We start from the raw sequence: 14,317 nt of genomic DNA on the forward strand, positions 1-14,317 counted from the left end.
GGCTCAGTCCTCCTGCTTCTTCAGGCAGGCCACGCTGAGTAGCGTCAGCACCACGATCATCGCTGCCAGCGGCAGGTAGTAGACCCACAGATCGGGGAAGCCCAGTGCCTTGGAGAAGGCCCCCCGGCTGATGATGAGGAAGTGCGAGGTCGGGTAGAGCTGGCCAACGAAGGCCGCCGCGCCTTCCAGCGACGACACCGGGTGGATCAGCCCGGAGAACTGGATCGCCGGGATCATGGTGGCGATGGCCGTACCGAATACCGCGGCGATCTGACTCTTCATGAAGGTCGAGAGCAGCAGCCCCAGCCCCGTGCTGGTCACCACGTAGAGGAACGCGCCGACCAGCAGTGCGAGGAAGCTGCCCTTGAGCGGCACCTGGAACAGCAGCACGGCCATCGCCAGCATCAGCACGAAGTTGATCATGCCCATGCCGATGTAGGGCAGCTGCTTGCCCAGCAGGAACTCCAGGCGCGTGACCGGCGTGACATAGAGGTTGGTGATCGAGCCCAGCTCCTTCTCGCGCACCACGCCCAGGGCGGTGAGCATCGCCGGGATCATGATCAGCAGCAGCGGGATCACCGCCGGCACCATGGCTTTCAGGCTCTCCACGTCCGGGTTGTAGCGGTAGCGCACCTCGGTGCTGGCCGCCGCACCGGTAGAAGCAGCGTTGCCTTTTTGCCTGTCGGCGAGGTAACTGGCATGCAGCCCCTGCACGTAGCCGAGCACAGTGTTGGCGCGGGTCGGCATGGCGCCGTCGATCCACACGCCGATGGCCGGGTCGGCGCCACGCTTGAGGTCGCGGCCGAAGTTCGGCGGGATCTCCACCGCCAGGCTGATGTCGCCGCTGCGCAAGCGCCGCTCCAGGTCGTCCGGGTCCTGGATCGCCTGCTTCTCGATGAAGTAGCGCGAGCCGGCGATGTTCAGCGCGTAGGCCTGGCTGGTGGTGGTCTGGTCGCGGTCGAGCACGGCGTAGGTCAGGTCCTCGACGTCCATGTTGATGCCATAGCCGATGATGAACATCAGCAGCGCCGTGCCGACCAGCGCCAGGGTCAGGCGGATCGGGTCGCGGCGCAGCTCCATGGCCTCGCGCCGCGCATAGCTGAACAGGCGCAGCCAGCTGAACCGATCGCTACCCTTGTAGCGCGTGGATTCAGTGGTCGGCTCTGAAGCAGGTGCCGTTTCCGGCACTGGCGCGCTGCCGGCGGCTTCTTCCAGATAAGCGATGAAGGTAGCCTCCAACGTGGGCAGGCCGCGCTTGTCGATCAATCCCTGCGGGGTGTCGCTGTCGAGCACCTTGCCGGCGTGCATCAGCGAGATGCGGTCGCAGCGCTCGGCCTCGTTCATGAAGTGGGTGGAAATGAAGATGGTCACGCCATCGTTGCGCGACAGCTCCACCATCAGCTCCCAGAAGCCGTCGCGGGCCACCGGGTCGACACCCGAGGTGGGCTCGTCGAGGATCAGGATTTCCGGCTTGTGGATCACCGCCACGGCCAGCGACAGGCGCTGGCGGATGCCCAGCGGCAGGCTGTCGGGCAGTTCGTTGCGGACCTTGCCGAGGTCGAAGCGCTGGAGCATTTCCTCGACGCGCGGACCGATCTCGTCGGCCGGAAGGTGGAAGAGTTTCGCGTGCAGTTCGAGGTTCTGCAGCACCGTCAGCTCGGCGTACAGCGAGAACGCCTGGGACATGTAGCCCACACGGCGGCGAGTCTCCATATCGTTGGCGTTGACCGGCTGGCCGAACAGCGCGCAGGTGCCTTCGCTGGCCGGCAACAGGCCGGTAAGCATCTTCATGGTGGTGGACTTGCCACAGCCGTTGGAACCGAGGAAGCCGAAGATTTCCCCGCGCTCGATGCGGAAGCTCACATGGTCCACCGCGACGAAATCGCCGAAGCGACAGGTCAGCCCCTCGGCTTCGATGGCGATCTGCGCTGCACCGTCATTCTGCGGACGCGGGGGAATCACCAGCTTGTGGTGGCCGGCTCGCTTGCTCTCGGGCAGCAGCGCAATGAACGCCTCCTCGAGGTTCTGCGTCGATGTCTGCTCGCGCAATTCGGCGGGCGTCCCGGTGGCGAGCACCTTGCCCTCGTCCATCGCCACCAGCCAGTCGAAGCGCTCGGCCTCCTCCATGTAAGCGGTGGCCACCAGCACGCTCATGCCTTCGCGACCGGCGCGGATACGGCCGATCAATTCCCAGAACTGGTTGCGCGACAGCGGGTCGACGCCGGTGGTGGGTTCGTCGAGGATCAGCAGGTCGGGGTCATGGATCAGCGCGCAGCACAGCCCGAGCTTCTGCTTCATGCCACCGGACAGCTTGCCCGCCGGCCGCTCGGCGAAAGGCGCCAGCCCGGTGCTCTGCAACAGATCGGCGATGCGCCGCTCGCGCTCGGCCTTGTCGTGGCCGAACAGGCGACCGAAGAAATCGACGTTTTCGAACACCGAGAGCGTCGGGTAGAGGTTCTTGCCCAGGCCTTGCGGCATGTAGGCGATGCGCGGGCACACGGCGCGGCGATGGCGCACATCGCGCATGTCGCCGCCGAGCACCTGGATCTCGCCGTCCTGCATCTTCCGCGCGCCGGCCAGCAGCGCCAGCAGGCTGGACTTGCCGACGCCATCCGGGCCGATCAGGCCGACCATGCGGTTGGCCGGGATTGCCAGGCTGACGTCGTCCACCGCGCGGGTCTCGCCGTAGCGCAGCGAGACGCCGGTGAGATGCGCCACGCAGCCGGCGCCGCTCATTGCGGGACCTTGATCTGCAGGTCAGCCGGCCATTCCACCTGCGGGTCGAGGCGCAGATAGGCCATGCCCGGCACGCCGGTCTTCACGTAGGTGATGTACTTCTCCAGCAGGCCCGGATCGAGGCGCGCCTTGACGCGGAACATCAGCTTCTCGCGCTCGTTGGCAGTCTCCACGGTCTTGGGCGTGAACTGCGCGACGCTGGCGACGTAGGACACCTTGGCTGGGATCACGTACTCCGGCACCGCATCGATCACCAGGTGCACTTCCTGTCCCAGCTCGACCTTGCCGGCCTGGCCGGACGGCAGGAAGAAGGTCATGTAGACATCGGCCAGGTCGACCATGTTGAGCAGCTTGCCGCCGGCCGGCAGGACCTCGCCCGGCTGCGCCACGCGGTACTGCACGCGGCCGTTGCGCGGGGCCTTGAGGTCGCTGTCGTCGATGTCGGCCTGCAGGCGCACGGTGCTAGCAGTGGCGGCCTCGATGGCCGACTGCGCCTCGATTACCTGGGAGCTGGCAGCAGCGATGCTGGCCTGAGCCGAGATGACCTGGGAGCGCGAAGCGGCCAGCGCCGCCTGGGAGCTCTGCAGGGCAGCGCGGTCATCGTCGAGTTGCTGTTGCGGCAGGGCGTTGCGCTTGACCAGCTGCTCGGTGCGGGTGAAGCGCTTCTGCGCAGCGGTGAGCTCGGCCTGGCGCTGGGCGACCATGGCTTCGGCGGTGGCCTTCTCGCTGTGCCGCTGGGCCACCAGGGACTCGGCGGTGAGCTTGGCGTTCTGCGCCCGCCGCACCTCGGCCTCGGCCTGTGCCAGCTGGGCCTTGAGCACCTGGGTATCCATGCGCGCGACGACCTGGCCGGTCTTCACGAAGTCGCCTTCGTCCACGAGGATTTCCGCCACCCGCCCGGCGAGCTTGGTCGCGACGTCCACCTCGGTGGCCTCGATGCGTCCGTTGCCGCTGGCAAAACCTTGGCCCAGCCCGGTCGGCTTGAACGTCTGCCAGGCCAGCGCGGCGAGCACGGCCGCCACCAGCACCGCGAGACCGCGGGTGCGCCAGCTTTTTGCGTTTCCTGTCATCCGATTTCCCCTTGTCCAGGCGCTCGAATTCGAGCGAATCATGAGGGGATGTTCGGCGACCGGCGGCAAATGGGGTTTGATTCAGGTCAGGCACGCAGAGGAAATTTCCTATGCGCCTTGCACGGCGGGACTTTCAGACCGGCATTGCGGCGAGTGGCCGCAGCCGGAAAACGGAAGCGCCTGCGGTGCGCAGATGAGTTGCGCTCATGCAGACGCCCCTGGAAGCGCTCAGGGCTGGACGATCAGATTGTTGAACAGCAGGTCGTCGACCAGTGGCTTGCCCTCTTCCTGCTGCAGCACGGTCTGCACCTGTTTCAACGCTTCCTGACGCAGTTTTTCCTTGCCGTCGACGCTGCCGAGGGATTCATCCGTTTGCTGGGCAAACAGCATCACCAGTTGGTTGCGGATCAGCGGCTCGTGGTGCTCGACCTTCTCCGACGCTTCCTTGCCGATGACCTTCAGGGCGATGTCGGCCTTGAAGTACTTCAGCCGCGGACCGCTGCCGTAGTTACCCACCAGGGCCGGCGTCAGGTCGACGAAGACCGGCTTGTTGGCGTCTTCCGGCTTGGCCTCTTCGGACTCGGAGGCGATGACGAAGGGGCTGAAGGAAAGGACCAGCAACAGGGCGAGGAAAGCTCTCAAGGCGATGTCTCCGGATTCGATGGGCAAAGGATAGCCACAGTCGCGCCGCCGCCCAAGCTATATCGGGGCATAAGCCCAGACCATGGTGATTTGCCCCCTGCCACTGCACTCCTACACTGCCCCACTCGGAAACAAGAACCCGCCAACGGAGTACTTCGAATGAAAGCCGTGCTGTGCAAAGCCTTCGGCCCCGCCGAAACCCTGGTGCTGGAAGACATCGCCAGCCCCGAGCCGAAGAAGAACGAAGTCCTGCTGCAGGTGCATGCCGCCGGGGTTAACTTCCCCGATACGCTGATCATCGAGGGCAAATACCAGTTCAAACCGCCCTTCCCGTTCTCCCCGGGTGGCGAGGCTGCCGGCGTAGTCGGCGCAGTCGGCGAGAAAGTCACCCATGTGAAGCCCGGCGACCGCGTGATGGCGCTGACCGGCTGGGGCAGCTTCGCCGAGGAAGTCGCGGTGCCCGGCTACAGCGTGATGCCGATTCCCGACGGCATGGACTTCGCCAGCGCCGCTGCCTTCGGCATGACCTACGGCACCTCCATGCACGCACTCAAGCAACGCGCCAACCTGCAGCCGGGCGAGACCCTGCTGGTGCTCGGCGCCTCCGGTGGCGTGGGCCTGGCTGCCGTGGAAATCGGCAAGGCGATGGGCGCCAAGGTAATCGCCGCCGCCAGCAGCGAAGCCAAGCTGGAAGTGGCCAAGGCCGCCGGTGCCGACGTGCTGATCAACTACAGCGAAGGCAGCCTGAAGGACAAGCTCAAGGAAATCACCGGCGGCCAGGGCGTGGACGTGATCTACGACCCGGTCGGCGGCGACCTGTTCGAGGAAGCCTTCCGCTCCATCGCCTGGAACGGCCGCATGCTGGTGGTCGGCTTCGCCAGCGGCACCATTCCGTCGCTGCCGGCCAACCTTACCCTGCTCAAAGGCGCGTCCCTGGTCGGCGTGTTCTGGGGCTCCTTCGCCCAGCGCCAGCCGCAGGACAACGCGGCGAACTTCCAGCAGCTGTTCGCCTGGTTCGCCGAAGGCAGGATCAAGCCGCTGGTGTCGCAGACCTACCCGCTGGACAAGGCTGCCGATGCCATCAATCACCTGGGCCAGCGCAAGGCCGTGGGCAAGGTGGTGGTGACCGTTCGCTGATCGCTGCCCGCGACATGAAAAAGCCCCGCATCAGCGGGGCTTTTTCACGTCGGAGCAAAACCTGTAGGAGCGTGCCATGCGCGCGATCGCGGGCGCAGCCCGCTCCTACAGGGAGACTCCGGGTTCAGGAATACAGCGCCTTGAACTGCTCGCGCAGTACGTTCTTCTGCACCTTGCCCATCACATTGCGCGGCAGCGCATCGACCACCATCACCCGCTTGGGCTGCTTGAAGCGCGCCAGCTTGCCATCCAGCGCGGCGAGTACCTGGGCCTCGCTCGGCGCCTGGCCCTGGGTGGCCACCAGTACGGCGGTGACGCCCTCGCCGAAGTCCGGGTGCGGCACGCCGATCACCGCCGACTCGACCACGCCCGGCAGGGTGTCGAGGATTTCCTCCAGCTCCTTGGGATAAACGTTGAAGCCGCCGCTGATGATCATGTCCTTGTTGCGGCCGACGATCTGCACATAGCCCTTGTCGTCGATGAAACCGATATCGCCGGTCATGAAGTAGCCGTCTGCGCGCAGCTCCTCGGCGGTCTTCTCCGGCATGCGCCAGTAGCCCTGGAACACGTTCGGCCCACGCACCTCGATCATCCCCGGCTCACCCTGGGGCAGCGGGGCCGGCTCGGACTGCGAAGGATCGGTGATGCGCAGCTCGACGCCCGGCAGCGGGAAGCCGACGGTGCCGGCGATGCGCTCGCCATCCAGCGGGTTGGAGGTGTTCATGCCCGTCTCGGTCATGCCGTAGCGCTCGAGGATCGCCATGCCGGTGCGCTCGGAGAACGCCTTGTGGGTCTCGGCGGTGAGCGGCGCGGAGCCGGAAATGAACAGGCGCATGTGCGCCACCGCCTCGCGGGTCAGGCCGGGCTGGTCGAGCAGGCGGGTGTAGAAAGTCGGAACACCCATCAGCAGGTTCACCTGGGGCAGCAGGCGGAGCATCTGCGCGGCGTCGAACTTGCTGAGGAAGAGCATCGAACCGCCCGCCATCAGCAGGCTGTTGCAGGCCACAAAGAGGCCGTGGATATGGAAGATCGGCAGGGCATGGAGCAGCCAGTCCTCGCCGGTAATCTGCCAGGCATCCACCAGTGCGCGGGCGTTGGAGACGAGGTTGCCGTGGCTGATCATCGCCCCCTTGGAACGCCCGGTGGTGCCGGAGGTATAGAGGATCGCGGCGAGGTCGCTGGAGGCGCGCGGCACGTCGACGAAGCGCCCCGGCTTGCCATGCACGGCGTCCATCAGCGAGCCGTCGACCTGGTCGCCCAGGGTCGCCACACGAGCCACACCGCTGGCTTCGGCCAGTTCGCGGGCCTGGGCTTCAAAGGCCGGCGCGCAGACGAACAGCGAAGGCTCAGCGTCGTCGAGGAAGTAGCGCAGCTCGTCGCCGGTGTAGCCGCTGTTGAGCGGCAGGTAGACCGCGCCGACGCGCAGTACGGCGAGGTAGAGCATCACCGTCTCGGGGCTCTTGTCGACCTGCACGGCCACGCGGTCGCCCGGCTGCACGCCGAGTTCCACCAGCGCATGGGCGAACTGCGAAGTGCTGCGCAGCATGTCGGCATAGCTGTAGCCGCCACCCAATGGGGTGCGGATGAAGGGCTTGGACAGGTCGCTGGGCAGGTGTTTGCCGACTTCGGCGAAAAGACTCTGGTTCATGGTGAGGTCCTAGCGTTTTGTTTTCGCCGACAGCGTCGCGAGCTTGCGCACCTCGGGTGAGGCCGCGACCGCGCCCTGGTTGGCGTAGGCTTCGTGGTTCTTTTCGATCTGGCGCAGTTCGTAGCGGTAATTGACCATCAGCCCGGCTGCCTGGCGCAGGCCGCTGGCGGAGAGGTCGCCACGCCAGTTCAGGCGCTCCAGGCGGGCACCGTTGCCGAGGTGGAAGCGCGCCACCGGGTCCAGCGGCAGCCCGGCGCCGTTCTTGGCGTGCAGGAAATATTCGGCGGCCAGCGCCAGCAGCGGCTGCTCGGTGCGCGGCGGTGGCGGCGCGTCGGGCTTGAGCGCCTTGAGCAGGTCGGCGGCGGCCGCGCCCAGTTGCGGGTCGTCGCCCAGGCCGTCGAGCCAGCGACGGAAACCGGGTACCGGCGACAGGGTGACGTACTGGCGCAGGCCGGGAATCTCCCTTGCCAGCTCTTCCACCACCTGCTTGATCAGGAAGTTGCCGAAGGAAATGCCGCGCAGGCCGTCCTGGCAGTTGCTGATGGAATAGAACACCGCCGTATCGGGTTCCTCTGCCGGCTGAACGTCTGTCGCCGGCTCGAGAATGTCTGCAATCGCGCCCGGCATCGCGCGGGTCAGCGCCACCTCGACGAAGATCAGCGGTTCTTCCGCCAGCGCCGGGTGGAAGAAGGCGAAGCAGCGGCGGTCGGCCGGCTGCAGGCGGCTGCGCAGGTCGTCCCAGTCCTTGATGGCGTGGACGGCCTCGTACTTGATGATCTTTTCCAGGATCGACGCCGGGGTCGACCAGTCGATGCGCCGCAGCACCAGGAAGCCGCGGTTGAACCAGGACGCCAGCAGGTGTTGCAGGTCGTGGTCCACGGCCGCCAACTCGGGTTTACCCTTGAGTTCCCCCAGCAACCGGCGGCGCATGGCGATCAGCTCGGCGGTGCCGCCCGGCGCCTGGTTGAGGCGGCGGAACAGTTCCTGGCGCGGTGGTTCGCTGGCCTCGAACAGCTGGGTGGTGTTGGCCGACGAAGGATCGTCGAGATAGCGCTGGCAGGCTTCGGCCAGCGCGTCATGAGGCGGCGCGAAGTCCATGAGCAGCGTGTCGAAGAAAGCCTTCTGCTGCTCCTCCGGACAGTCGCGGTAGGCGCACAGCACCTGCCGCGCCAGCGCCACGCCGGAAGCCTCGCCATGGCCGGAGATCAGTTTGCGGCAGGCCTGCGCCAGCGCCTGGGCATTGCCCGGCGCCGGCTCGCGCGACTCCAGCAATTGCCGGCCGCGCTCGCTGATGCTCTGCAGCAGTTCCTGGAAGAAGCTGATGTTCATGCGTCCCCCTCGCTTGTGGATAAATCAGTCGCCTTTCAGCATCGGCGGCGGGCAGCGCTGGTACCAGCGCGAAGCCTGCTCGTAGGCGTGGGCCAGTTGCAGCACGGCCATATCGGCCTGGTGCTTGCCGATGATCTGGATGCCCATGGGCAAGCCCAGTTCATTGAAGCCTACCGACACGTTGGCCACCGGGCATCCGGACAGGGTGGCCGGAATCACCACCTCCATCCAGCGGTGGTAGGTGTCCATGGCCTTGCCGGCGACTTCCTTCGGCCAGTCCCAGCTCTTGTCGAACGGGAACAGTTGCGCGCTGGGCAGCAGCAGGTAGTCGTAGCGCTCGAACAGCTGGCTGATGGCGCGGTACCAGTCGCTGCGCGCGGCGGAGGCGCGGAACACGTCCATGGCGGACAGCTTCAGGCCGTTCTCCACTTCCCAGATGGCCTCGGGCTTGAGCAGTTCGCGCTTGGCAGGATCGGTATAGGCCGCGCCGAGGGAGCCGGCGACCATCCAGTGACGCAGGGTGCGCCAGGTGTCCCAAAGACGCTCGGCGGAGAAGCCCATGGCAGTGTCTTCGATGTGGCAGCCAATGGCTTCGAAGTCGGCGAAGGATTTGCGACACAGCTCCAGCACACCCCGCTCCATCGGCAGGTGGCCGCCCAGGTCGCCCAGCCAGCCCAGGCGCGCACCCTTGAAGTCGCGCTCCAGCCTGCCGGCGAACTGCTCGCCACTCTCGGCGATGGACAGCGGGGCACGGGCATCGCCGCCGGCCTGCACCGAAAGCAGCAGCGCCACGTCACGCACGCTGCGGCCCATCGGGCCTTCGTAGCCGAGCTGGTCGATGAACAGGTCGGCGCTGTCGTCGAAGGGCACGCGGCCCTGGGACGGACGGAAGCCGACGATGTTGTTGAACGCCGCCGGGTTGCGCAGCGAACCCATCATGTCGCTGCCATCGGCCACCGGGACCATCTGTAGCGCCAGCGCGGCCGCCGCGCCACCGCTGCTGCCGCCGGCGGTGCGGTCGGGCGCGTAGGCGCAGCCGGTCGCGCCGAAGATCGGGTTGTAGCTGTGCGAGCCGAGGCCGAATTCCGGGGTGTTGGTCTTGCCAATCAGCACGGCGCCGGCCGCGCGGATGCGCTCGACCATGATGCCATCGCGCTCGGGCACGTAGTCGCGGAACAGCGGCGAGCCTAGGGTGGTGCGGATGCCCTGGGTCAGCGAGAGGTCCTTCACCGCATGGGGCAGGCCGTGCATCCAGCCACGGTATTCGCCGCGGGCCAGCTCGGCGTCGCGCTGGTCGGCTTCGGCGAGCAGCTGCTCTTCGGGCTGCAGGCTGACGATGGCGTTGACCGCCGGGTTGTAGCGCTCGATCTGCGCCAGGTGTGCCTGCATAACTTCGCGGCAGGACACCTGGCGCAGGCGGATGCGCTGGGCCAGTTCATGGGCCTGGAGCTGGACGAGTTCGTTGTTGTGCTTGTACTGGCTCATGGAGCGCGGCCTTCTTTCATCGGGAGCTTCCGGCAGATGGGAAGCCTATGTCGGGTTCAGCAACCCCGCCGGCAGGCGAGGCTTGTTGCGTTCTTCAGGCCGAGCGATGCCGCTGCGCCGAGCTGGCGCACGCGTGCATCGCTGTGCCGTATTCCCGTCTGGCGGGATCAGCGCATCAGGTTGGTCCAGATGCGGTCGGCCAGGCGGATCGCGCCTTCGCCGCAGGTCTTGCTGAACACCACCTTGGTGCCCTCGGGGATGTGCAGTTCCGGCGCATCCTTGAGGCTGGCATCGAGGAAGGGTTCCACGCCCTTGATCGGGCTCTGGTGCTTGAGGAAGTTCTGGGTCATCGCCGAGTTTTCCGGCTGGCTGAGGAAAGCGATGAATTTCTTCGCGTTCTCCGGGTGCTTGGCGCCGGCCGGGATCACCAGGTTGTCCACCCAGGCCATCACGCCCTCTTTCGGGTAGAGGTACTTCAGGCTGGATTTCATCTCACGCGCACGCATCGACGAGCCGCCCCAGAACATCGACATGTCGACTTCGCCCGAGGCCAGGTTCTCGCGGATCGAGCCGGCCTTGGAGCTGTAGGTCTTCACGAAGGGCTTCTGGGTCTTCAGCAGGGTCAGCACCTGCTGCATCTGCTTGGGGTCCTCGCTGCACAGCGGGATGCCCAGGTAGAGGCTGGCGGTATCGATGACTTCGCTGGCCGAGTCGAACATGTTGATCTTGCCCTGCAGCTCCTTCGGCGGGGTGAACAGCACCGAGTAGCTGTCGGCTGGGCCGCTGTATTTCGCGCTGTCCAGCACCACGCTGGTGGTGCCCCAGATGAAGGGCACGGCGTAGGCGCCTTCCGGGTCCCAGGCGGGCTTCTTCAGGTTGTCCTCGACGTTGGCGTAGTACGGCTGGCCGGCCGGGTCGAAGCGCTCCAGCAGTTTCTCCTGGATCAGGATCGGTACGAAGGCGTGGGAGGGAATCGCCACGTCGTAGCCGGCGCCGCCCTGTTTGAGCTTGGCCAGCAGGGTTTCGTTGGAGTCGTAGGAATCCACGGTCACCTTGATGCCGGTTTCCTTCTCGAACTTCTCCAGGATCTGCGGGGTAAAATAGCCACTCCAGCTCACCACGTTCAGTTGCTCGGCGGCTTGTGCGTGGACGGCCATGGCCAGCGTCAGCGTGGCCCCTACAGCAGCGATCAGTTTGCTCATCTTCTACTCCGGTATGTGGGCGGAGAGTCCGTTCAAGGGCTGGTCGAGCGCTGCCCAGACGAGGCGGGAACAGGTGAGAAAGCGCAGTTTACGGCTGTAAATGAGCATTTCGAGGCTGTTTCCAACGACGCATGGGCAAGCTCGGACAGGCATTGGGCGGGCTCTCAGGCTTTCTTCTTGCCAAGCAGGAAGGACAGGGTTACGAACAGCACGGAAACGCCGAGGATCAGGGTCGACACCGCGTTCACATCGGGCGTCACGCCCATGCGCAGCAGGCCGAAGATGAAGATCGGCAAGGTGGTGGTGCCGGCCTGGGAGACCATCATCGAGATCACGAAGTTATCCAGCGAGACGATGAAGGCCAGCATCACCCCGGAGAAGATCCCCGGCATCAGCAGCGGCAGGGTCACCTTGCGGAAGGTCCGCCAGGGCCCGGCGTAGAGGTCGGCGGCGGCCTGTTCCAGGGACAGGTCCATGTCGTTCAGGCGAGCACGGATCGGCAGGTAGGCGAACGGGATGCAGAACACCGTGTGGGCGATGATCAGGTTGCCGTAGCCCAGCGACAGGCCGAGGGTGGAGAACAGCGCCAGGGTGGCGACGCCGACCACGATCTCGGGCAGCACCAGCGGCAGCATGATCGCTCCCATGGACAGGCGCAGGCCCTTGAACTTGGCCCCGCGCGAGGTGCCCAGCGCAGCCAGCGTGGCGATCGCCGTGGCGATCACGCTGGCGCACACGGCGATCAGCAGGCTGTTGCCGGCGGCCTGGCGCAGCGCCTGGTTGGCGAACGCGGCGCGGTACCAGTCGAGGCTGAAGCCGGTCCACACGGTGGCGGACTGGTTGGCGTTGAACGACAGCACCACCAGCACCACGATGGGCGCGTAGAGGTAGAGATAGAACAGGAAACTCAGGACGCCGAAGCCACGGAAGTCCTGTACGCCCAGACGGCGCTTGGTCAGCAGCGAGAGCATCATTCACCTCCCCGAGCGATACGCAGGCGCTCGGCGCGCATCGCGTAGAACATCAGCACCAGCATCACCGCGGCCATCAGCACCAGCGACAGCGCCGCGCCGAAGGGCCAGTTCCGCGAGTCGCTGAACTGCCGGAAGATCAGGTTGCCGAGCATCATCTTGGTGCCGCCGCCGAGCAGCTCAGGGGCGATCATTGCGCCCAGGCAGGGCACGAAGGTGAGGATGGCGCCGGCCAGGATGCCCGGACGGGCAATCGGCAGGACCACCTTGCGCAGGGTGCGGATGCGCCCGGCGTAAAGGTCCTGGGCCGCTTCGAGCAGGCGCATGTCCATCTTCTCGAGGGTGGCGTAGATCGGCAGCACGACGAAGGGCGCGTAGGTGTAGACCAGGCCCAGCAGCACGGCGCCGTCGGTGTAGAGCAGGTTCAGCGGCTGGTTGATCACCCCCAGGCTCATCAGCGTGCCGTTGACCACGCCGGTGCCGCGCAGCAGCAGGATCCAGGCGTAGGTGCGGATCAGCAGGTTGGCCCAGAACGGCACAGTGATCAGGAAGATCAGCAGGCCGCGACGGTGCGCCGGCTGCATGGCCAGCCACACCGCCACCGGGAAGCCGACCAGCAGGGTGATCACCGTGGTCGCCGCGGCGATACCGATGGAACGCAGGGCGATCACCATGTACGAGTCGGCGAAGGCCAGGCTGTCGTCGAGCTGGCGCTCGAACAGCAGCGAGACGTAGGCGTCGACGCTGAAGTGCGGGTTCACCCCACCGTAGGGGTTGGCCTGCATCAGCGAGTAACCGACGACGATGAAGATCGGCACGATCAGGAACAGGCCGATGGACACCAGCGCGGGCGACACGCCAAGGAAGCTGCGCAGCGCCTGGCGCCGCTCCAGCGCATTGCCGCAGGTTGCGGATAACCGGTTCATGCTCACCTCCGCTCAGTCCACCAGGACGCTGGCGCTGCCTTTTTCGAACAGCAGGCCGGCACGCTGCCCAGCCACCAGGCGCTGACGCTGGCCGGCGCTGTTGGGCGCACGGACGGTCAGCTTGCTGCCGTCCTTGAGCTCGACCTGGTACTGCAGGTCGGTGCCCAGGTAGATCTGCTGGACGACGGTGCAGGGCGCGGCGGACGACGTGTCCTCGGCCACCAGTTGCAGGCGCTCGGGGCGGATCGACAGGGTGACCTCGGCGCCGACCTTCAGGCCCTCGCGGGAGCCGGCCTCGATCAACTGCTCACCGCCGATGCGGTAGTAAGCGCGGTCGCCGTCGAAGTTCTCGACGCGGGCCGGGAGGAAGTTGGTCTCGCCGATGAAATCGGCGACGAAGCGGTTGCGCGGATGCTCGTAGATGTCGTCCGGGCGGCCGACCTGCTGCACTTCGCCCTCGGAGAGCACGGCGATGCGGTCGGACATGGTCAGCGCTTCTTCCTGGTCGTGGGTGACGAAGATGAAGGTGATGCCAGTCTTGGCCTGGATCGCCTTGAGCTCTTCACGCATGGCCTGGCGCAGCTTGAGGTCGAGGGCGGAAAGCGGCTCGTCGAGCAGCAGCACCTTGGGATGCGGTGCCAAAGCGCGGGCCAGGGCGACGCGTTGCTGCTGGCCGCCGGAAAGCTGGGTCGGCTTGCGCTGGGCGAAGCGTTCCATCTGCACCAGGGCGAGCATCTCGCGGACACGCTCGGCGACCTGCACCTTGCTCATGCGCTGGCCCATCGGGTGGGATTCCAGGCCGAAGGCGAGGTTCTCGGCGATGGTCATGTGCGGGAACAGTGCGTAGTGCTGGAAGACGGTGTTGACCGGGCGCTCGAACGGCGGGCGGTCGGCGATGTTCTCGCCGTACAGCTGGATTTCCCCGGCGGTGGGGAATTCGAAGCCGGCGATCATCCGCAGCAGGGTGGTCTTGCCGCAGCCCGAAGGGCCGAGCAGGGTGAAGAATTCGTTGTCGCGGATGTCCAGGTCGACGCATTTGAGCGCGACGGGACCGCTGGCCGGATCGCCGTAGACCTTGCGCACGGAGCGGATCGAAACCGCCGCCGTCTGCAGGCTGTGCAGGGCATTCATGGGGAAACCTCCGCATCCTTCCCGTCCGCCGCACGCTGGC

At 66.2% G+C, this 14,317-nt stretch carries 11 protein-coding genes; 1 reads left to right on the forward strand and 10 read right to left on the reverse strand.

The window, feature by feature from the left end:
* Nucleotides 1-3 precede the first annotated feature (3 nt).
* The 3 genes from rbbA to PNI01S_RS12945 all read right to left on the reverse strand — a co-directional run bounded on the left by rbbA (nt 4) and on the right by PNI01S_RS12945 (nt 4,448).
* Nucleotides 4-2,736 (reverse strand): ribosome-associated ATPase/putative transporter RbbA, encoded by a 2,733-nt coding sequence (gene rbbA, locus PNI01S_RS12935; protein ID WP_024765749.1) that lies wholly within the window; start codon nt 2,734-2,736, stop codon nt 4-6.
* The gene (locus tag PNI01S_RS12940; protein ID WP_024765750.1) at nt 2,733-3,806 is read right to left on the reverse strand and encodes an HlyD family secretion protein; all 1,074 of its coding nucleotides are present in this window, start codon (nt 3,804-3,806) and stop codon (nt 2,733-2,735) included. The genes rbbA and PNI01S_RS12940 overlap by 4 nt, the downstream gene beginning before the upstream one ends.
* Before the next feature lie 228 nt (nt 3,807-4,034).
* Nucleotides 4,035-4,448, reverse strand: coding sequence for a flagellar basal body-associated protein FliL (locus PNI01S_RS12945; RefSeq protein ID WP_037013440.1), 414 nt, complete (start codon nt 4,446-4,448; stop codon nt 4,035-4,037).
* 159 nt (nt 4,449-4,607) lie between these two features.
* Here PNI01S_RS12945 and PNI01S_RS12950 point away from each other — a divergent pair, with 159 nt between their 5' ends.
* Entirely contained in the window at nt 4,608-5,585 is a 978-nt protein-coding gene (locus tag PNI01S_RS12950) for an NADPH:quinone oxidoreductase family protein (protein WP_065086212.1), read from the forward strand.
* Between the two features lie 124 nt (nt 5,586-5,709).
* On the opposite strand, the gene PNI01S_RS12955 is transcribed toward PNI01S_RS12950, so the two are convergent.
* The 7 genes from PNI01S_RS12955 to PNI01S_RS12985 all read right to left on the reverse strand — a co-directional run bounded on the left by PNI01S_RS12955 (nt 5,710) and on the right by PNI01S_RS12985 (nt 14,277).
* Nucleotides 5,710-7,233, reverse strand: a complete 1,524-nt coding sequence (locus PNI01S_RS12955) for a malonate--CoA ligase (protein ID WP_084358384.1) — start codon at nt 7,231-7,233, stop codon at nt 5,710-5,712.
* 9 nt (nt 7,234-7,242) lie between these two features.
* Entirely contained in the window at nt 7,243-8,562 is a 1,320-nt protein-coding gene (locus PNI01S_RS12960) for a malonyl-CoA decarboxylase (protein ID WP_065086210.1), read from the reverse strand.
* A 24-nt stretch (nt 8,563-8,586) separates the two neighbouring features.
* Nucleotides 8,587-10,047, reverse strand: a complete 1,461-nt coding sequence (locus PNI01S_RS12965) for an amidase (RefSeq protein WP_065086209.1) — start codon at nt 10,045-10,047, stop codon at nt 8,587-8,589.
* A 167-nt stretch (nt 10,048-10,214) separates the two neighbouring features.
* Nucleotides 10,215-11,249: an ABC transporter substrate-binding protein gene (locus PNI01S_RS12970; RefSeq protein WP_024765756.1), complete on the reverse strand. Its 1,035-nt coding sequence runs from the start codon at nt 11,247-11,249 to the stop codon at nt 10,215-10,217.
* Between the two features lie 164 nt (nt 11,250-11,413).
* Nucleotides 11,414-12,220 (reverse strand): ABC transporter permease, encoded by an 807-nt coding sequence (locus PNI01S_RS12975; RefSeq protein ID WP_024765757.1) that lies wholly within the window; start codon nt 12,218-12,220, stop codon nt 11,414-11,416.
* Entirely contained in the window at nt 12,220-13,146 is a 927-nt protein-coding gene (locus tag PNI01S_RS12980) for an ABC transporter permease (RefSeq protein ID WP_024765758.1), read from the reverse strand. The genes PNI01S_RS12975 and PNI01S_RS12980 overlap by 1 nt, the downstream gene beginning before the upstream one ends.
* Nucleotides 13,147-13,158: 12 nt before the next feature.
* Nucleotides 13,159-14,277, reverse strand: coding sequence for an ABC transporter ATP-binding protein (locus PNI01S_RS12985; RefSeq protein WP_084358385.1), 1,119 nt, complete (start codon nt 14,275-14,277; stop codon nt 13,159-13,161).
* Nucleotides 14,278-14,317 lie beyond the last annotated feature (40 nt).

The organism is Pseudomonas nitroreducens NBRC 12694 (assembly GCF_002091755.1).
GTDB lineage: Bacteria > Pseudomonadota > Gammaproteobacteria > Pseudomonadales > Pseudomonadaceae > Pseudomonas > Pseudomonas nitroreducens.